Annotated in this window: 16 protein-coding genes and 1 tRNA gene; 2 read left to right on the top strand and 15 right to left on the bottom strand. The window is 60.7% G+C overall.

Annotated features, from left to right (window positions below; translation table 11 throughout):
• Positions 1-252 precede the first annotated feature (252 nt).
• The 8 genes from FP2506_RS19130 to FP2506_RS01180 form a co-directional block, all read right to left on the bottom strand.
• Positions 253-1,158 (bottom strand): response regulator, encoded by a 906-nt coding sequence (locus FP2506_RS19130; protein WP_007065516.1) that lies wholly within the window; start codon positions 1,156-1,158, stop codon positions 253-255.
• On the bottom strand, positions 1,059-1,970 hold the full coding sequence (locus FP2506_RS19125; RefSeq protein ID WP_244404104.1) for a PAS domain-containing protein: 912 nt from the start codon (positions 1,968-1,970) through the stop codon (positions 1,059-1,061). Before FP2506_RS19125 ends, FP2506_RS19130 begins: the two co-directional genes overlap by 100 nt.
• The gene (locus tag FP2506_RS19120) at positions 1,921-2,550 is read right to left on the bottom strand and encodes an MHYT domain-containing protein (RefSeq protein WP_007065515.1); all 630 of its coding nucleotides are present in this window, start codon (positions 2,548-2,550) and stop codon (positions 1,921-1,923) included. The genes FP2506_RS19125 and FP2506_RS19120 overlap by 50 nt, the downstream gene beginning before the upstream one ends.
• A gap of 343 nt (positions 2,551-2,893) precedes the next feature.
• Entirely contained in the window at positions 2,894-3,262 is a 369-nt protein-coding gene (locus FP2506_RS01200; protein WP_007065514.1) for a response regulator, read from the bottom strand.
• A gap of 236 nt (positions 3,263-3,498) precedes the next feature.
• A complete protein-coding gene (locus FP2506_RS01195; protein ID WP_007065513.1) occupies positions 3,499-4,701 on the bottom strand; it encodes a sensor histidine kinase in 1,203 nt (400 codons plus the stop codon).
• Between the two features lie 548 nt (positions 4,702-5,249).
• Positions 5,250-7,214 carry a glycosyltransferase family 2 protein gene (locus tag FP2506_RS01190; protein WP_007065510.1) on the bottom strand — a complete coding sequence of 655 codons (1,965 nt, stop codon included), beginning with the start codon at positions 7,212-7,214 and terminating at the stop codon, positions 5,250-5,252.
• Complete coding sequence (locus FP2506_RS01185) at positions 7,195-8,304, bottom strand: hypothetical protein (protein WP_244404103.1); 1,110 nt, start codon at positions 8,302-8,304, stop codon at positions 7,195-7,197. The genes FP2506_RS01190 and FP2506_RS01185 overlap by 20 nt, the downstream gene beginning before the upstream one ends.
• A 152-nt stretch (positions 8,305-8,456) precedes the next feature.
• Positions 8,457-9,935 (bottom strand): HlyD family secretion protein, encoded by a 1,479-nt coding sequence (locus FP2506_RS01180; protein WP_148227427.1) that lies wholly within the window; start codon positions 9,933-9,935, stop codon positions 8,457-8,459.
• 159 nt (positions 9,936-10,094) lie between these two features.
• Here FP2506_RS01180 and FP2506_RS18210 point away from each other — a divergent pair, with 159 nt between their 5' ends.
• Complete coding sequence (locus tag FP2506_RS18210; RefSeq protein ID WP_058371594.1) at positions 10,095-10,412, top strand: tetratricopeptide repeat protein; 318 nt, start codon at positions 10,095-10,097, stop codon at positions 10,410-10,412.
• A gap of 456 nt (positions 10,413-10,868) precedes the next feature.
• On the opposite strand, the gene FP2506_RS01170 is transcribed toward FP2506_RS18210, so the two are convergent.
• The 3 genes from FP2506_RS01170 to FP2506_RS01160 all read right to left on the bottom strand — a co-directional run bounded on the left by FP2506_RS01170 (position 10,869) and on the right by FP2506_RS01160 (position 12,478).
• Positions 10,869-11,114 carry a hypothetical protein gene (locus FP2506_RS01170; RefSeq protein WP_007065505.1) on the bottom strand — a complete coding sequence of 82 codons (246 nt, stop codon included), beginning with the start codon at positions 11,112-11,114 and terminating at the stop codon, positions 10,869-10,871.
• A complete protein-coding gene (locus FP2506_RS01165) occupies positions 11,104-12,024 on the bottom strand; it encodes a hypothetical protein (protein WP_007065504.1) in 921 nt (306 codons plus the stop codon). Before FP2506_RS01165 ends, FP2506_RS01170 begins: the two co-directional genes overlap by 11 nt.
• A 364-nt stretch (positions 12,025-12,388) precedes the next feature.
• A tRNA-Ser gene (locus tag FP2506_RS01160) sits at positions 12,389-12,478 on the bottom strand.
• A gap of 163 nt (positions 12,479-12,641) precedes the next feature.
• Between FP2506_RS01160 and FP2506_RS01155 the strand changes: the two genes are divergently transcribed.
• The gene (locus FP2506_RS01155) at positions 12,642-14,093 is read left to right on the top strand and encodes a DUF6880 family protein (protein WP_007065502.1); all 1,452 of its coding nucleotides are present in this window, start codon (positions 12,642-12,644) and stop codon (positions 14,091-14,093) included.
• 45 nt (positions 14,094-14,138) lie between these two features.
• Here FP2506_RS01155 and urtE read toward each other — a convergent pair whose 3' ends face one another.
• The 4 genes from urtE to urtB all read right to left on the bottom strand — a co-directional run bounded on the left by urtE (position 14,139) and on the right by urtB (position 18,781).
• Positions 14,139-14,831: an urea ABC transporter ATP-binding subunit UrtE gene (urtE, locus tag FP2506_RS01150; protein WP_007065501.1), complete on the bottom strand. Its 693-nt coding sequence runs from the start codon at positions 14,829-14,831 to the stop codon at positions 14,139-14,141.
• Between the two features lie 19 nt (positions 14,832-14,850).
• Positions 14,851-15,618 carry an urea ABC transporter ATP-binding protein UrtD gene (urtD, locus tag FP2506_RS01145; RefSeq protein ID WP_040489271.1) on the bottom strand — a complete coding sequence of 256 codons (768 nt, stop codon included), beginning with the start codon at positions 15,616-15,618 and terminating at the stop codon, positions 14,851-14,853.
• Positions 15,619-15,923: 305 nt separating this feature from the next.
• Positions 15,924-17,078, bottom strand: coding sequence for an urea ABC transporter permease subunit UrtC (gene urtC / locus FP2506_RS01140; RefSeq protein WP_007065499.1), 1,155 nt, complete (start codon positions 17,076-17,078; stop codon positions 15,924-15,926).
• Positions 17,075-18,781 carry an urea ABC transporter permease subunit UrtB gene (gene urtB, locus FP2506_RS01135; RefSeq protein WP_007065498.1) on the bottom strand — a complete coding sequence of 569 codons (1,707 nt, stop codon included), beginning with the start codon at positions 18,779-18,781 and terminating at the stop codon, positions 17,075-17,077. The genes urtC and urtB overlap by 4 nt, the downstream gene beginning before the upstream one ends.
• Positions 18,782-18,891 lie beyond the last annotated feature (110 nt).

Genomic DNA, 18,891 nt, shown 5'->3' with positions numbered 1-18,891 from the left:
CGCGCCACAACACGCTCGTGAAGGTCCATCGAATAACTTCGGCCCGTAAGTCACCTGTTCACAGAGGGAATCATTCCTCAGCAAATTTGCAAACCTTCGATTCTCGTTTCAGGTCTGACGCTTAAGCGTCTGCGTGGGCCCGCGAAAGCTCGGCTAAGACCAGGCGAATGGAACCATCTGCCCCTCAGGAGTAAGATCAAGAGTCGACGAATGACTCTCCTCGATCTCACAATTCGCGATCAGAGCACTCTGTCAGATCGCATCGCGGCGCAGTCGCTCTTTTTCAAAAATCGCAATGTTGTTGGCGTGAGGCCTTTCGATCGCCTTTTCGATTGCTTCTGCGAGACCGTATTCTGCAAAAGGTTTTGAAAGGACATGGATATCCTGTCCAGCACTCGTCGTCAGATCTGCGTATCCCGTTGTCAGAATGACGGGCAGATGGGGAAATCGCCTACGAATCTGCGCTCTAAGCTCTAGTCCGGTCATGTTCGGCATGGCCTGATCTGTGACGACCAGGTCCACCTGGTGCATGTCCAGTATTTCGAGAGCCTCTGTCCCACAATTTGCTTCGACAACCTCGTGTCCGAGATCTTCCAGCATCGTAGTGGTGTCCAGCAGTACGAGGGCATCGTCGTCAACAGCAAGCACCTTCAATCGCTGCGTTGAAGGTATGTCGGACGAGGTTTCCAGTACCGGGCTTCGGGCTTCCTCGGCAATATCGGCAATGGGTAGCCAAATCTCGGCCGTCGTTCCTGCCCCGACCGTACTCTTCAGAACGAAGCGCCCTCCAGACTGTGCGGCAAAACCATGGACCATCGACAATCCCAACCCTGTCCCTTTGCCGACCTCTTTCGTCGTAAAGAACGGGTCCCTTGCGGCAGCAAGCGTCTTTGCATCCATTCCGCAGCCTGTATCTGCCAACGTCAGGCAGATATAGTCACCCGGCTCCAGGTCAGTCTCAGGATCAACGACCGACTTTTGCTTTGCGGAGACCGTGATCGTGCCACCATCTGGCATCGCATCACGTGCATTCACCGCTAGATTGACAAGGGCGAGCTCTAACTGATTGGCATCGGCTCGGGCCGGAGGTATTCGGATCGGGAATGCCGCCTCGATCTGGATGGCTGGCCCGATCGAGCGCTGCAACAGGTCGGCCATCTCATGAACCAGTTCCGGAATGTTGATGCGTTCGGATGCAGATCCTGACGGCGTGAAAAAGCGAGCATTCTTTGGGTCAGCGAGGCGCCGCGCTCTGCGCCTTGTATCGCAGTATTTATCAACTGCCGAAGCTTCGGGTCTTTCGGCAGACGCTTCTCGAGCGAATTAAGGCTTGCCAGCACAGCGGACAGCAAATTGTTGAAGTCATGTGCAATTCCCCCCGTCAGTTGCCCTACCGCCTCAAGTTTCTGAGATTGGCGAAGCTGCAACTCGGTCTGCCGCCATGCGGTGATGTCCATTAGTCCGCAAAGCGCCTGAAGAAAGCGGCCTTCGGCATCACGTTCCACATGAGCGGATAGCAAGCAGTTCAGGATGCGTCCATCTTTGGTTACGAACTGATACTCGGCACCTCGCAATTCCTGGGATGCCAGAAGCGCGGGCCAGTCGACCTCCATCCGACGACGGGCTGATGGTTCTGACATGAAATCGGTGAGCGGTCGCCCCATGACCTCTTCAAGATCATAACCAAGTACCTCAAGCCAGACATCGCTAACCTGCTCGATGCATCCCTTTTCGTTCAATGCGTGGAGCGGCAATGGTGTACGGCGGTAGAGAGTAGCGAAACGCATATGACTTTCCTGCGCGGCGGAAACCTCACGGGCGTTCGCCAGGGCTAGCCGCCTGTCGACCAGGGACGCTGCCAATGCGAGAAACAGTATGAGAAACGTCGATCCTGCGGTCGCAAGCGCAAGAGCCGTCGGGTCAAGAGCGGCCGTCGAAGGCGAAGCATCTTCGAGGCGGATGCTGAACAAAATTGGCTGCCGCCATTCCGGTGTAGTGCATACCCGAGATCGCGAGGCCCATTGCGCCGGCAGCAGCAAGTCGGCGGACGAAGGTCGTCCGCTCGAATGCTAGCCATAGTGCCGCTGTCGAGGCGATGACAGCAATCGCCACCGAAACTGCAACAAGGAAGTCATTGTAATGTATCACCATAGGCATTCGCATCGCCTGCATGCCCAGGTAATGCATGGTCGCGATGCCGACTCCCATGATCAAACCGCCCGCCAGAAGGACCGGCCAACTCACGCCTCCCCCCAGCAAGAGTGAGAAACCAATACCCGTTACGAGGATCGGGAGGGCGAGCGACATGGCTGTAAGGGTGACATCGTAGCTCACAGCCATCGGCATCTTGTACGCAAGCATCGCAACGAAATGCATCGACCAGATGCCGCCGCCCATGGCAACGGCAGCTGTAAGGATCCACCCAACGCGTGCCGTACCGATGGCACTACATATGCGGCCTGCGAGATCCAGAGCGGTATAGGCTGCGAGCGTGGCAATCAGAATTGAAAGAATGACCAGAGGCCACGAATACGAGCCTTCGACGCTCATTGATCCGCTCCTACATCAGATACACGCCAAAGGCGTAAACTTGAATGTTATCAATAGACTGGTCGGTGTCATCTGACCATGGCGTTACCACTCGTGTGTTTCACTGTGGCTGACCGGCCAGTAGACTAGTTTACAACACGGCGCGTCCGCACTCATCGATCGGCTGCCAGCCTCCCACCCCGTGGGCCGCCCGCTGGTCGGCGCCGCTCAACGGACCGACGTCGCCGGCCACGCCGAAATCAGCGCAAAGGCCGATACTGCCACAAGATTCACCCAGGAATACCCGGTGGGGCAGCTCACGCCTACGACGGGGTGCGGCGCAAGAAGTGCACTACTGGCGAGCTTATGCGAATGCGGCCTTCAAAGCGTTTAGCATTTCCCGCTCTGAATAAGGCTTCCCGACGAAACCGATTGGGTTCCACTGTGACGCTCGCGCACGCATTTTCTCATCGATATTGGCACTTACGAAAAGGGAGGGAATGTTCCACCCCTGACGTAGCAGACCCGCTGTCTCTACACCGTTAGTGCCATTCGCGAGATTGACGTCCATGATCGCCGCATCAATCCCGTTACCGAAGCGCTCCGCAATGGCGACAGCCTGATGCATGTCTACAGCGCTCCCGATCACGGTATAGCCAGCTCCAACGAGAATATCTTCGAGATCCATTGCCAGCAGCATTTCGTCCTCGACAATGAGGATGGCGGCGGGCATCAGGGCTTTTTCGGAAAAATGACAGTCGTGTGATATCCCCTTGCCGATAAAGGCTCCTCGAAATGGCCGTTTAGCTGCAGTGCCATAGTGCGTACGAGACGTGAACCGAGCCCATCGGCAGTCGTCTTTTGACTAAGGCCGACACCTTCGTCCGCGACGCTGAGTTTGAGCATTCCGTCAGGTAGATTCTTAAGGGTCAGGACAATCGCACCCCTCGTCTCTTCTGGATACGCGTACTAGAGGGCGTTCGTAATGAGTTCGTTGACGATCAGTGCAACCGGGATGGCCTTCTCAGTCTTCAGCCGCAGGGGCTCAATATTGGTCTGGACGTACTCTTTCAGATCCGAGTTTTCCGCAAGATCGGCGCATAGACCGACGAGATACTCCTGCATGTCGACGACGAGGGGATCCTCGGTCTTGTAAAGACGTTCGTGCACTGAAGTAATCGCCTTGACACGCGATATAGCTTGTCCAAACGCAGCCTTCATGTCCGGATCACCGACGCGCCGGCTCTGCAGGTTCAGCGTGCTGACGACCAATTGCAGACTGTTCTTGACCCTGTGGTTCACCTCGGCAAGGAGAAGATCCTTCTGTTCGAGAAGGTCTTCCTGCATCGACAGCGCATCCCGCAACTCCGCTTCGCGGACCTTGTCTGCTGTGACGTCCATTACGACACCGATCAAACGCGATTGACCATTGGAAGTCCTCAGGACCTCGCCGCGCGAAGAGAGATGGCGGACGTCGCCGTCAGGTCGGATGACCCGATAATCAAACAGTAGTGGCGTCCTGTCCGGGCTCGCGGCGGCGGCCCTGACGACCTCCCTCACCCGCGGCAAGTCATCGGGATGCACTCGGGCGAAGTACGGCGCAGCGACATGGCCGCCGTGTCCCGGCGCGAAGCCGAACATCTCATCGACGATCGAATTTCGCCGCCAGATGTCTGTTTCGGGCTCGTACTCCCAAGATCCCAAAGAACCAGCATGCATCGCGATCCGCAGGCGTGCATCGGCTTCACGGTCTTTAAGCACGCTCTCCGTGACGTCCATCGGGGTCTGAACGATGTAGCGAACCGAGCCGTCAGTGTTCAGCACCGGCGTATGGATCGGAGTCCAGTAACGCCTCTGAAACCCGCCGCCGTCCTCGGCCGGACGAGGAATATCGTACTGGATGACGTTCATCTCGTGCGTTCTGCGCGTCGCCAGTACGTGGCGGAGCGAGACTTCGAGTGGACCCTGTTCCACGGATCCTGCCTCTTCAGGATTTTCCGGAAACGCTTCGAGGATGTGCCGCCCGACGATGTCCCCACGAGCCCGGTCCGTGGTTTTCAGATAAAGATCACTCGCGGCGACAATAGTTAGCTCGGTATTCAGAACCAGGTAGGCTTGAGGGAGGCTGGCAAAGATGTTCGCGACGTCTGCAGGCGGCAGTGAATAAGGCATGTTCCGGACCGATTCGATGACGCGAGTACAGACAGGCTATCTCGTTACAACTACTCTATGATTCCCACAATGTCTGGGATCGCCTATAATAAATCTGAGGGTTGAGAGGCGCTTGAAATTCGAGAAACCGGGGCTCACCGTTCCGTTCCGACCCCGTACCGGCGGCGGCCTGTTGCCTTACTTCCGCATTGCGTCCTGAAGCACGAGTGTGTCCAGCTTCAGGTCCGCAACGTGGCACTCTAGCTTCTAGTTCTCGTCTTCGAGTTGTTTCAGCCACTGGATTTCCGCAACGCCCATGCGCAAATAAACTTTCTCCCAGCTGATTGCATGGACGGCACTCATTTAAGGGCAGAAACTCTGGCTCTGCCGATGGGAAGGAGAGATGGGATGACCCTCGATGTACTCGGTATCAACCTCGCGGAGAGCGCTTTCCAGCTTCATGGCGTGAATGCCGCCGACCGGGTCGTCCTGAAGCGGCGAGTGGCGTGCGACTAAGCGGCCAGCGATGTCGACCGGTGACGGTCAGGCCCGGCAAAAACTCATCAATCCTAAGACCACAAGGCATGCCGGATCGAGGCAGTGATAGATCGGAAAAGTTGGCCGCGGCTTGCAACATTGACTGGAGCGGATGAAAAGAGCTTGCGCACGAGTGCCTGTCGCTGGCGATCGTCGGTGCGAAACGGCAGGACTGACACGCTGTCTCCGTCGGACGTGAATTGAACTGCTCCAACACCTTCTATGTGAATCAAACCTTCCGCAGGCTTCATGCTCAGCGCTTCGGCAAAGACGATGCGGTCGACGGAGAGAGCAACCATCTTCGCTTCTCGTCGCATCCCGTCCACCAACAAGTAGACTGTTTCATGGACCCGGATCAGTTCCTCACCGTCGCCTTCGCGCGGCCGCTCAAAGCACACGATGAAGGCCAGCAGCGATATCACCATCGCGACGCCCGCCCAGATCAGGTTAAAAAGGTCGCGATCGGACGGAGAGTTCTGCGCCACCGGCCCAAGGAGATTGATGACGATGGCAACGGCCGAGGCGAGTGCGAGGCCGCCGAACATCGCGGCCATCCCAACATTGACCTTCACGACCGACCGATCGCCCCCCTTTTCGGTGACCTTGAAGGGCTTGCCGAACGGATTTCGCAAAGCGCTTAGAAGCGTCAGTGTGATCGGTAGGGCGGTAAGTGCATGCGTAACTTCCGTAAAAAGCGGCAAGGTCCGCTTGCCCGACACCCAGCTCGAATAGATCCAGAACACGATAAGCGCCGGCAAGCCGTAGCGAAGGAACGCCAGGTGGTCAGCCTCAAAGGCCGGCAGTTCGAAGAACCAGTAAAGCACGGGGGCGACCATCATCAGGATGATGAAGGGCTTGGCCAGCCAGGACAGGAGACCGTGGATATAGTGGAGGCGCTGTAAGAGGGTGAAGCGACCGCCGAGTAGCGGTCCGTCGCGGAGAACGCCGATCTGGATCGTCCCGAGGCACCATCGGGTGCGCTGGGTGATGTATTCCGGCAATCCCTCGGCCGAGAGGCCGACGCTTAATCGTTCGTTGAGCCAGCGCGTGACGTAGCCGCGCTCCATTAGGCGGTAGGTGAGGAGCATGTCCTCAGATAGGGCCTCGTGTGGGAAGCCCCCCATTTCAGTGACGAGGTCGCGGCGCACGACAAAGCTCGTGCCGACGCAGAAAGCGCAATCGACAGCGTCTTTCGATGGCTGGAATGTATCGAAGAACACTCGTTGGTCGTCGACAAAGCTGTCTCGCAGCCCAAGATTCTGCTGGATCGGGTCGCAGTTGTAGTAGAATTGTGGGGTCTGAACTACGCCAATCCGCCGGTCCTCGAATAGGCCGACAACCCGCTTCAGATAGTGGCTCTGGGGGGCGAAATCAGCATCTAGCACAAGGATCAATGGTGCTCCGTTCCCGTCCTCTCCGGATACACGAAGTGCATTGTTGAGATTGCCCGCCTTGGCGTGCCGATTGTCCGGCCGGGTAACGTAGAAAGCCCCAAAACGTCCGCAATGCTCCCGCACCGGTTCCCTGCGTGTGTCGTCGCAGACGAAAACACGGTGGTTCGGATAGTCGAGGTCAAGAGCCGCGAAGATTGACTTCTCGAGCACGTTGAGCGGCTCGTTGTATGTGCAAATGAAAACGTCGACTTCGGGCCACTGGCCGCTGGCTTCGAGCCGGGCCTGTGCGGCATCCGCAAGCCTCGAGCGATCCGAGGTTCGCATTAAGATCAAAATCGAAGCCGAGGAATAAAGGATTGCGAGCATCTCGAAGCCGTAGAAGACCCGCGGCCAAAGGGATGCGACGGACCAATCAAAGGGCGGGAGCGTATCAAGCGTTCGCCAAAATGCGTAAATAAGGATCGACAGAAGGGTGATCGCGCCGAGAAGTGCGCGATCGGGGGTTCGTTCTGGATGCAGCAACTTGGCGAGGGCAACCACCACAAGCACGATCCCAAGATCGGAGAGGAGAATGCTCGTCGCATCACCGGGCACCGTGAACATTATCGCGAGCTTTCTTCGGACGGAAAGGATTAGTACGGGTGGCGGCTAGAATGGCCCAGGCGGTTGCGCCCAGGTGTGGCCGGGGGTGGTAGAAGAAGTCCGCTTCGCCATCCGGACCGGTGGCGAGACCAGTCGTAATCGTCTTCCCGTCGGTTGCCAGGAGCCAGCCGCTTCTCGGCTCTCGCGCTCGCATGGCTTCTTCGAGTGCCGCATCAGCCTCCCGGGGCCGCCCGGCAGTCGACAATGCAAGGGCTGCTTGGGCAGTGCCTTCCGTCCAAATGCCATCGCGGTCGGCGTTGAAGTCGAAGCCTTGTCCGACCATCAGGCGTTCGCGTGCGAGGTCGAGCGCACGTAGCCAACGGTTCGGAGCGTCTGCACGCGCTAAGATCGGCCATAGCTGCACGTCCAGCATAAGCTGATCGGGATCGCCAGCCTTGCAGTCCGGTGTCGTGCCGATGCGAAACCCGCCCTCCGACAGTTCCATGGCCTCGACGAAATTTGTGGCGGTGCGCGCCATCACCTTCCATCGGGGGTCAGCATGCGGCAGGCCCGCAAGCCAGCGAGAGGCCGCCATCACATCTATATTGTGCTCGGTCGACTTCCAGCGCACCGTTTGCGCGTTAGGCTCGAAGCCGGAAAAGCCACCATGAAAGCCTGCGGGCGGGCAAGTGTCGAGCGTGTTGTCGTCGACCCAGCCCACCAGCTGTTCGGCACCCTCGCGCCACTCCACGTTTTTGTCGGCTTGGTGAAGATGAAGGAGCGCAAGAGCCGACCAAACTACGTTTCCGGTCGCGGTAGAGGCCTGATACTCGTCCTCCAACCATGCAGACCGCGAGGGATCCCACCATCCCGGAAGCAGCGGCGGGGTCTGTAGCTGCACGGCGCGATAGCCATTGCGCAGCCGCCCATCCGTGTAGAAACGGTCGGAGCGGGCGGATCCTAGGAGAGCGCGGCCGAGCAATCCGGCCGCGGCTTCGTCCCCGCAGCCGAGCAGCGCGATAACGGCCAAAGCGTTGTCGTAAACGAAGGCGGTTGTCGCTAAAGGACCAGGCAGCTCCGTTTCGTCCGGCCCCGGTCGGTAGCTGGCCAAGAAGCCGGCATCGCCGAGATCCGCGGCCCAGACAGAGGCCGAAAGTGTTCGGCACAAAGCAACCGCTGGTTCCGAAGGCGGTTCGGCTGCCGAGACCGATCCACTTATGCAGAAGGCGGTCGCCATCGCTAGACACCGCAACGGCGACACGTTCAACCACCTCGGGAAGAGATCACCCGGGAGGAGCGGCCCGGCTCCTCGGCGGCTACATTTGCGGATGCCTCGGTAGTGAAGATGCCGCGCAGCCAGAGGTGCGTCGTAGTCGCCGTCCGGTCAGCGGCGAGCGTGGCCTGCGACCAGGCGAGATCGATATAGGACTGCGCCGCTTCGGGGACCGCGCCCGCAAGTTCGATGGCGCCCTCGTATCCGACGGTGGCATGATGCGTGCCCTCTCTCAAGAGACGGCCCGCCTCGGCAATCAGGCGATCGGTAGAAATGCCCTCGCCGTCCACCGATACGGTGACCCAACGCCCGACTGAGCAGGCCCCCGATTCGGTGATCGCGTCGTCGTCGATAAGCTCAATGTAAGCATACAACTCGCGCCGCTCCGTCGGTGGGAATGGTACCGCGTAACTGACGTCCTCGGCAGTGGTAGTGCGGGGTACGAGGTTTGACACTACGCCCTTCACAGGCTCGGCCCAGTCTATTGAGGAGATCGTCACCGGCTTGCCAGCAGCGAGCATGCCGGCGCTGCGCTCCGGGAAAATGGCCACGACGAAAGAACGCCCGCAATCGACGCCCTGGGCAAGGGTATCGCCCGCGCTGACCGCCGCACCTTGCGAAACGCCCACGCGCGTCACAAGAACTTCACCGTTCGCCGCGATTTGCTGATCCTCAAGCTGAGTGACGCGCAGCCGCTCTGCCTCCCGCAGCGTCGAGACGTCGGTCAGCTTGCCCTTCAACACGTCGATCTCGGCGTGAAGGGCGGCTAACCGGTTCTGGTTCTCACGCATCTCGATCAGCAGGCTGTTGATCTGGCCGTTATCAGATCCGAGGAAGATGCCGCTCCTTGCCGCGTCCAAACGCTGGGTCGCTGCCGCGAGTTCGGCGGCCGCGAGGTCTCTCAGTGAGGTCACCGCTTCGATCATCTTGTTGCTTTTGACCAACGTCCCGCCAAGCATGCCCCTCGATAGAAGCGTCTGCGCTCGCACGCCATCTTCGCGTGAGATGGCAATCTGAGCTTCGGTTTCTTGCAGGCGCGCCTTCGCGCTCTCGACAGCTGCTCGCAACTGGAGGGTAAGCGCGTCCTTCTGTTCCCGGATTAAAACGCCAAGGCGACGCTCTATCTCCAGAACCTGCGCTAATTCCGCACGCGTTGAGAGAAGATCGTTCCTTAGCTCAGATGACCTGACGTCCAGTTCGATCAGTTTCTCGCGGCCCACCTCGTCATTGTGTACATGCCCAACGAACTGCCCGGGTTGCACTCGATCGCCAGAGGACAATGCAAGCTCGGTGACGACACCCTTTATCGGTGCCGTAATCAACTGTGTTGGCGCGTTGATCAGCGCCCTATCGGACGACGTGGAGAACATTGACGGCATCGTGGTCGAGGTGAGCAACAATCCTAGAACACCTGCGACGCTATAGGAGAAGACCCGCATAGCGGGCAGGCTTTGTTTCGCGGAACTCATTCGAGCAGCCTTTCAGATTGAGTGGTCCTCCCAATCCTAGCGGTCATCTGGACCGCCCTATGCGCATGCGAATCGATATTATTCCGAAGCCGCGCTCCCTAACGCGGCGCATCATAATTAGCCAATTCTTGAGGCTGATGCAAGCTTGAGCAGATTCTGGTGCGGAGGCCTTACGGAGCTGACCCGACCTATAGTCGGACCGAGGGGGCAGTCGAGCACTACCGCGAAGCCTTGCGGCTGAGCCCGCATCTTCCTGAAGCCCACAATGCCTTGGCCCAATTCTACGTGCGCCATGGCGAGTGGAAGCACGCCCTCGCGCATCTGAATCAGGCCGTCTTCACTGACCCAACGCGCGCCAAAGCGGCCGGAGCTGCGGGGTCGAGAGCCAACGTCCTTTTCAACATGGGAGAGGGAAGCGCGGCGTTCCGCGAGATCAATAGCCTCTTAGCCCAAGCTTACTCCGAGCCATGGATCTAGCCGCTTTTCGCACGGCTGGTGGCGGGCTTCGGTCGTACAACAACGGACAGACGGAAACCTGCATCATACTTCGGTCGCATCGCTGCTCGGTGACGAGATCGCCTTTGGGCTTCTCGTCGATCTACCAGCGTTGATTTTCTTCTCGGCAACTCAGGATTCTCTTTTCGCGCGAGCGCGAGCCAACCGTTCCTCGAGTGCAATGGCACGTGCGAAGTCAGCGCCGGCCGGGGGTGAGAGATCGAGACCTTCGGGCAACGGAACCGTCGCGACGAGGGGCACCAGTTCGGGTTCGATCTCGGCCCAATCGTAGGACTCATGCTCATCAGAGGCAGCATGACCGGCCTGAAGCCGAACAGCCTGCGGAACGTGTGTCCGAAAATGAGTGATGCCCCGGGCCCGGATCGCGTGAAACGTCTGTCCATGACGGCGCCCTTTCGCGCCCGCCTTCGCGAGAAGTTAGTTGGCGCGCTTGGAGAGGGCTGCGGCCGGATCTCCCGTCGACATCGATTCGAGAAAGAGAAACTTCCGATCCTGCATCAGGTCGACGACGCCGATACGCACCAACTCCTCGTGAAGAACGAACGGGACCATGGACTCGTCCGTCTTGATCGGTGTGCGGGCCGTCCGGCCAGGAAGAACGACCGTCTCGGTGGGCCTGACGAGATACTGATCGCCGATCTTCTCAAGCCAATCATGGTTCAAAAACGTTAGCAGTCCGATGCGACGAGCGGTCAGAAGCCCGACGACCGGAAGAAGCATCGCGGCCAGAGAACCTTCCCGCTGCCCCTCCTGGATCGCGCGTTCGACGATGCCAAGCGGCAAGGGTCGCGATCGCGACGGGCCGTTCTTTTTTCGGCTTCGCAATCTTCAGACTATCAAATGGATTGCGGACATTTGCGTCGTCACAGATGCGCGTGAACACGGCGTGAACCGGAGCCAGATAAGAGGCGACTGTAGCGACCGCGAGCGCCTTCGAGGGATCGGCAGCGAGTGGCTCGAGCAGGACGCCGTTCTGGCTGACCCGGATATCTTTCGCCGCAAAACGAGCAGGCAGCTTGCGAAGGACGGAATGATACTTTCTCAGATCGTCCAGATCATACGAGAGAACCGGTCGGTCACCAAGGACCTGTTGAAACAGTGCGAGCATCTTCTCGTAGCGGAGAACATCCTTCTCCGACATAGAATGACGCTCTCTCACTTCTTTAATGTAGACCTCGCTCGCTTTCGAAAATTCGATGCCCTTCGTCTTGACCGTCATCGACTGAGAGCGATCGGCTTCGACATCGAGAACGGTCTCGACCCCGTCAAGGCACTCTGCATCACGCCCGAAGCTGGTCAGCATCGACCTGACCGTCTCACGCGCAGGGTTTTCAAGCACGTGCGCCAGCTCGGGCTGCGAGCGCGCTGTCGCCTCGAACGCGCGCAACTGGTCCAGAAAGGGCATCAGGACAAGATGAGGAGGGCGACCGGCGAAGCGGCCGCTCTTCAGGCTGTCGAGCATTGTGTTCGCAGCGGCGATGACCTCGTCGACGACGGCGCGCTTTTCGACGGACAAGTGGGCGTAGGTCGACCCGCCAAGGCTGCTGCTTCCCACTTCGTGTCTTTCGTCCATCGCCGCCAACTTCCTCGAGCCCTCTGCGCAGATCACTCGGAACTGAGCGGCCGCCTACTCGCCGATCAGGCAGGCATCGCGAACCGTCATCGGTCCGAAGCTTGCGCGAACGAATTCAGGGCAAGATCGGGCCGTCGAATCATGGCTGAGAATAGCATGGAACTGCCGGGGCAAGCGCATCGCGAAGCGCCACCCGGAACCCGAGCGCGTCATGTGACGCGGACGTCGCGTTCTCGGCTTCGGTTCCGATCCGCCTGGAACATCGGTTGGAACATTGACCACGACTCGATCCCTCGCAATGGGATCGGAGAAATTTCTCTAATCGCATCAATGATTTAGGATCAGGCCTTTCGAGGCCTTGTCGTGGCGGAGAGGAAGGGATTCGAACCCTCGATACCGTTTCCGGTATACTCCCTTAGCAGGGGAGCGCCTTCGACCACTCGGCCACCTCTCCGGGGCTCCCTCATAAGCGCTGAACGGGATCCGACGCAACCCCAACGCGGCGGACTCGAGGGCTTGTCGTTCGCTGCGGTACCATCCACCTCGGTCGAGTGGCCGAAGAGCGCTGAACGCGGTGTTCTTTTCAGATTGTGAGGGAATGGGGGAAGAGCAGGCTGATGGCATCGCGCACAACGCTCAACGCGGCCAATCTGGAAGCGCTCGGCGCGGTGCGTCTGGCGGCGCTGCTGATCGAGATCTCGACGGGCGATGCGAACGCCAAGCGGCGTTTGCGGCTGGAACTCGCCCACGAGGCCAGCCCGCAGAGTGCCGCGCACGAGATCCGCAAGCGTTTGACGGCGATTGCGAATGCGAAGTCGCGGGTCGGCTGGCGCAAGCGAAAGAACCTCGTGAAGGATCTTGAAGGCCAGCGGCACGCCATCGTCGACAAGCTTGGCGCAAGCGATCCGGCCGAAGCCCTCGATCTTCTGTGGCGCTATCTGGCTCTGGCGAACGGCATCTTCGAGCGCACGGAGGATGGCTCTGGCACCGTGATGGCCGAATTCGGCAAGGCGGTCGACGATTTGGTAACCCTCGCGGCGCGTCTCGGACCGCCACCTGACGCGCTTGCCGGGCAGGTTTTCGCGGCGCTCACCGAGAACGAGCACGGCCAGTTCGACGACCTCATCGAAAAGCTCGCGCCGGTGCTCGGTTCTAAGGGCCAGGCAGCGCTCAAGTCGAAAATTATCGACTGGGCGAACGAGCCGGTGGACCGCGAGCCCGACGAGGATCGCCGGATCGTCGCCTATTCGCTGGACGGGCCGATGTACGAGGACGAGTTCCAATCCTTCAGCAAGCGCCATCGCAGCGATACGGCGCTGCGCGCCATCGCCGATGCCAAAGGCGACGTCAACGACTTCGTCGCGCATCATTCGGAGATGGAGCGCAGGGTGCCGAGCGTCGCCGCCGAGATCGCGGCCCGGCTTTCCGCGGCGGGACGGCCAAAAGAAGCGCTGGAGGCGCTCGTCGCCGTCCTGGAAACGCCGGAGGAGATCGTCACCGATTTCATCGAGCCGGAATGGGAGGCCGCCTATGTCGCGGCGCTGGAGGCGTCCGGTCGGTCGGACGAAGCCCAGGCCTTTCGCTGGCTCTGCTTCGAGAAGCGCCTCGATGTCCCGATGCTCAAAGCGTATATCGCGCGGCTGCCGGATTTCGAGGATGTCGAGACCGAGGCGAAGGTGCTGGCGTCGGTTGGGGAGCGGGAAGACCCGCACGACGCGCTGGGGTTCTTCGTCGAATGGCCGGACCTGAAGCGGGCCGCCGATCTCGTTGTCGATCCCGAGCGGGCCTGGAACGGCGATCTCTATTATCTGCTGACGCCGGCAAGCGAGCGGTTGGCACCGTCTCATCCGCTGGCATCGACGCGGCTGTTGCGGGCGATGATCGACTTCACGCTCGATGAGGGCAAGTCGAGCCGCTACAAGCATGCGGCCCGGCATCTCGGCGAATGCGAAAGGCTGGCGGCGGAGATCGCGGAGTTCGGCTTCATGGAAGACCACGCCGCCTATGCGGCGCGGCTTCGGCAGGGGCATGGGCGAAAGCGGGGCTTCTGGAACCGGGTGAAGGATTAGGCCGCCCTGCCCGGCTTCAGCCTCGCCTTCGCGATACGCTGTGCCTCACACCGTCAGGTGACGGCGCACATCCTCCCGGTCGAGATCGCTCGCGACGCCGCGATGGACGACCTCACCGCGATCGAGGATCGCGATCTCGTCGGCGAGTTCACGGCAGAAATCGAGATACTGCTCGACGAGCAGGATCGTCATGCCGAACTCGTCGCGCAGGAAGCGGATCGCCCGGCCGATATCCTTGATGATAGAGGGCTGGATGCCCTCGGTGGGCTCATCGAGCACCAGCAGCTTGGGCCGCGTGACGAGGGCACGGCCGATCGCAAGCTGCTGCTGCTGTCCGCCCGAGAGATCGCCGCCGCGGCGCGAGAGCATGTCCTTCAGGACGGGAAACAGCTCGAACACGTGGTCCGGCACGGTCTTGTCGGTCTTCAGCGGTGCAAAGCCCGTTTGAAGGTTCTCGCGGACCGTGAGAAGCGGAAAGATCTCCCGCCCCTGCGGCACGAAGCCGATGCCTTTGCGGATGCGGGAATAGGGCGCCGACTTCCCGAGCGTCTCATCGCCGAAAACGATCTCGCCGCGACGGATCGGCTGCTGGCCAATGACCGCGCGAAGAAGCGAGGTCTTGCCGACGCCGTTGCGCCCGAGGACGCAGGTGATCTTGCCGGTCTTCGCTTCGAGCGAGACGTTCCGCAATGCCTGCGCGGCGCCGTAGTAAAGATCGACATTGGAGACGGTCAGCATGACTGCGTGGTCCTAAGTGTCATCGGCCGAGATAAACCTCGATCACCCGCTCGTCGCTGGAGACATGGTCCAGCGAACCTTCGGAAAGCACGGTGCCCTCGTGCAGGCAGGTCACTTTGACGTCGAGCATGCGCACGAAGTGCATGTCGTGCTCGACGACGACCACCGAGCGCGTTTCGGATATCTTTCGTAGGAGGCGTGCGGTCTCTTCCGTTTCGGCGTCAGTCATGCCGGCGACCGGCTCGTCGACGAGGAGGAGTTCGGGGTCTTGGGCAAGCAGCATGCCGATTTCGAGCCACTGTTTCTGGCCATGAGAAAGATCGGCGGCCTTGGCGTGACGCCGCTCGCCGAGCCGAGTCTCTTCGAGGATGTCCTCGACAAGGTCGTTTTCCTTGCCGCTTTTTCGGTGGAACAGCGTTTCGAGCACCGAACGCGAGCCTTCCATCGAAAGCCGGAGATTGTCCTCGATCGTCAGGCCTTCGAAGACGGTCGGCTTCTGGAACTTGCGGCCAATGCCCATGGAGGCGATCGCCGCTTCGTCGTATTTCGTTAGGTCGACGTCGCCGGCGAAGAAGACGTCACCGCTGTCGGGCTTCGTCTTGCCGGTAATGATGTCCATCATCGTCGTCTTGCCGGCGCCGTTCGGGCCGATGATGGCGCGCATCTCGCCGCGCTGGACGACCAGCGAGAGGTTGTTGATCGCCTTGAAGCCGTCGAAGGTTTTGTTGACGCCGTCGAGATAGAGAAGCGTTTCGCGGCGGGCGCCGAGGCGCTTTTCCTTCGCGATGCGTTCGTTGCGAAGCTGCGTGGCGTAGGGGTGCGGCGAGACGACCGGCTCTTCGACGGTCGTCGCTTCGGCGTCAGGCTCTTCGCTTGGAGGCGCTGAATCACAAAGAGCCGCGTCCGCCGACGACCCGGATTTCGGCGCGGCCATCGGCCCCTCGTCCGCAACCGTCCGGTTCGCCGGCGGTGCGCTCAGGCCCCCGCCTAACTCTTCACGAGCCGTGCTCGTATCGCCCTGCCCCTGGGGCTCTTCCAGGACTTTCGTCTGTTCGGCCGCTTCCCGGCGCGTTGTGAAATGGTCGGTCATGGTCATTCCGCCGGGCCCGGCGCGGGCTCGGCCGCCCCCTCGCCCATTTCGCGTTCCTTCGAGGCGCGGCGCGCCTTCCAGGCATCCCAGCCGTGGTCGAACGTGCCGACGATCCCGCGCGGCAGGAAGATCGTGACGAAGACGAAGAGCCCGCCGAGAACGAAGAGCCAGTACTGAGGCGCGATCGACGTAAAGACCGTCTTGCCGTAATTGACGAGAAGCGCGCCGAGCACGGGGCCGATCAGCGTGCCCCGCCCACCGACGGCCGCCCAGACGACGACCTCGATCGAATTGACCGGATCGAACTCGCCCGGATTGATGATGCCGACCTGCGGCACATAAAGGGCGCCGGCGATGCCCGCCATCACGGCGGAGACGGTGAAGGCGAAGAGTTTGACGTATTCGGGCCGCCAGCCGATGAAGCGCGTGCGGCTCTCGGCGTCGCGCACAGCGATCATCAGATTACCGAGCTTCGACCGGGTGATCGCACCAACGATGAGAACGCCGATGGCCAACGCGATACAGCTTGCGGCGAACAGCGATGCCCGGGTCTCCGGCGCCTGGATCGAAAAGCCGAGAATGTCCTTGAAGTCGGTCAGCCCGTTGTTGCCGCCGAAGCCCATATCGTTCCGGAAGAAGGCGAGCAGCAGCGCGTAGGTCATCGCCTGTGTGATGATCGAGAGATAGACGCCGGTGACTCGACTGCGGAAGGCAAAGAAGCCGAAGACGAAGGCGAGGAGACCCGGCGCGACCATCACCATCAGCGCCGCGAACCAGAACTGGTCGAAGCCGGACCAGTACCAGGGAAGTTCCTGCCAGTTCAGGAACACCATGAAGTCCGGCAGGACCGGATCGCCGTACACCCCGCGCGAGCCGATCTGGCGCATCAGATACATGCCCATCGCATAGCCGCCGAGCGCGAAGAAGGCGCCGTGGCCGAGCGAGAGGATGCCGAGATAGCCCCAGACGAGATCGAGCGAGAGGGCGAGCAGCGCGTAGCAGATATACTTGCCGATCAGAGGTACCGCGTAGGACGGTACATGCAGCGGATGGGAGCGCGGCAGCCAGAGGCTTGCCATCGGTACGAGGATCGCGGCCGCGACGAGCAGGAGGACGAGAAACCAGACACGCGGCCCGAGATACTTGGCGAAAATCATGCGTCGACGAAGCGTCCCTTTTGCGCGAACAGGCCGCGAGGCCGCTTTTGGATGAAGAGAATGATGATCACGAGCACGACGATCTTGCCGAGAACCGCGCCGGCATAGGGCTCGAGGAACTTGTTGATGACGCCGAGGCTCATCGCGCCGACGAGCGTGCCCCAGAGATTGCCCACCCCGCCAAAGACGACGACCATGAAGCTGTCGATGATGTAGCCTTGGCCGAGATTGGGCGAGACGTTGTCGATCTGAGACAACGCGACGCCCGCGATGCCTGCGATGCCGGAGCCGAGCGCGAAGGTCATCGCATCGACCCAGGGCGTGCGGATGCCCATGGCGGAGGCCATTTGCCGGTTTTGCGTGACCGCGCGCATCTGGAGGCCGAGCACGGTCTTGTTGAGGACGAGCAACAGGCCGGCGAATACAACCAGTGCGAAGACGATGATCCAAAGCCGGTTCCAGGTGACAGACATCAAGCCGACCTCGAAGGCGCCAGACATCCAATCGGGATTGCCGACCTCGCGATTGGTCGGGCCGAAGATCGTGCGAACAGCCTGCTGGAGAATGAGCGAGACGCCGAAGGTCGCGAGCAGGGTTTCGAGCGGACGTCCATAGAGGAAGCGGATGAGCCCACGCTCCATGCCAAGGCCGACGAGGCCAGAGACGAGAAAGGCGAGCGGCAGGGCGATCGCCAGCGACCAGGCGAAGAGCTCCGGCGCATGGTTGCGGATCAGCTCCTGCACCACGAAGGTCGTGTAGGCGCCCAGCATCACCATCTCGCCATGCGCCATGTTGATGACGCCCATCACGCCGAAGGTGATGGCAAGGCCGATCGCCGCGAGCAGCAGGACCGAGCCGAGGGAGAGCCCGTACCAGACGTTCTGCGCCTGATTCCAGAAATTGATGTTGGACTGGATCTGCGCGACGGCTGAGGTGGCCGCCACCCTTGCCGCATCGTCCTCTGTGGAGGCGGCGAAAGCATTGAGATAGGTCTGGGCCTGCCTGTCGCCGCGTTGGGCTAGGACGCTCGTGACCTCGGCCTTTTCTTCTTCCGGCCGATCAGATTGCAGGATCGCGGCGGCGCGCGCCTGTTCCATAGCGGTCCGGATGGAGGCGTCCTCCTCCGCCTCGATCGCCGCTTCCAGCGGCTCGATCATGTCCGGGTTGGCTTCATCAAAAAGCGTGTTGGCCGCGCGCATGCGCTGGCCCGGATTGTCCGAGCGCAGGGTCAGCGAACCGAGGGCGCCGGTCACGGCATTGCGGATGGAATTCTTGACGCGGACCTTCGACATGTCGCCGCGCGGAGCGGTGCCGGCCTCTTCGCCGGTATAGGGATCGGTGAGAGCGTAGTTGTCGCCATCGCGCGCCGCGATGAAGACGGCCTCGTCGCTCTCCCGCCAGTAGAGATCGCCTTCGCGAAGAGCCCGGAGCGCGCGGGCGACCGCCGGGTCGCCGGTGGCGGCGAGGCGTGAAATCACCTCTTCGGTGTCGTCGTAGCTCTGCTTGCCGCCGAAGGACTGAACTATCGCGGCAGGGTCCTGCGTAGCGGCTTCGGCGCTTTCGACCGCCGACGCGTCGGCCGGTGCGGCGGCGTCCTGAGCTGTGGCGGGCAGCGTTGTGAAACTGAGGATCAGGAGGGTGAAAAAGGTAGCAAATGTCCGCAGGAAAGAGGCGAAGGAACACGCGGCAAGAGAGACCGTCATCCTCGGGCTCCGTCCCGAGGATCCAGGCTGCGACGCGGGCCGCTGTGGTCGGAGAATGCCGTTCTTTTGGGTCAATGTCTCACCGAGGTTCCTGGATCCTCGGACGAGCC

It is taken from the genome of Fulvimarina pelagi HTCC2506 (assembly GCF_000153705.1).
Lineage (GTDB): Bacteria > Pseudomonadota > Alphaproteobacteria > Rhizobiales > Rhizobiaceae > Fulvimarina > Fulvimarina pelagi.
The sequence above is the reverse complement of the archived record's forward strand: the minus strand, read 5'-3'. Positions and strand labels throughout refer to the sequence as shown.

Coding starts and splice junctions, on each gene's coding strand:
- FP2506_RS19130 (WP_007065516.1), bottom strand. CDS start 1,158: ATGGCCGACCTGTTGCAGCGCTCGATCGGGCCAGCCATCCAGATCGAG.
- FP2506_RS19120 (WP_007065515.1), bottom strand. CDS start 2,550: ATGAGCGTCGAAGGCTCGTATTCGTGGCCTCTGGTCATTCTTTCAATT.
- FP2506_RS01200 (WP_007065514.1), bottom strand. CDS start 3,262: ATGCCCGCCGCCATCCTCATTGTCGAGGACGAAATGCTGCTGGCAATG.
- FP2506_RS01195 (WP_007065513.1), bottom strand. CDS start 4,701: ATGCCTTATTCACTGCCGCCTGCAGACGTCGCGAACATCTTTGCCAGC.
- FP2506_RS01190 (WP_007065510.1), bottom strand. CDS start 7,214: ATGTTCACGGTGCCCGGTGATGCGACGAGCATTCTCCTCTCCGATCTT.
- FP2506_RS01180 (WP_148227427.1), bottom strand. CDS start 9,935: ATGAGTTCCGCGAAACAAAGCCTGCCCGCTATGCGGGTCTTCTCCTAT.
- FP2506_RS01165 (WP_007065504.1), bottom strand. CDS start 12,024: ATGGACGAAAGACACGAAGTGGGAAGCAGCAGCCTTGGCGGGTCGACC.
- FP2506_RS01155 (WP_007065502.1), top strand. CDS start 12,642: ATGGCATCGCGCACAACGCTCAACGCGGCCAATCTGGAAGCGCTCGGC.
- urtE (WP_007065501.1), bottom strand. CDS start 14,831: ATGCTGACCGTCTCCAATGTCGATCTTTACTACGGCGCCGCGCAGGCA.
- urtC (WP_007065499.1), bottom strand. CDS start 17,078: ATGATTTTCGCCAAGTATCTCGGGCCGCGTGTCTGGTTTCTCGTCCTC.
- urtB (WP_007065498.1), bottom strand. CDS start 18,781: ATGACGGTCTCTCTTGCCGCGTGTTCCTTCGCCTCTTTCCTGCGGACA.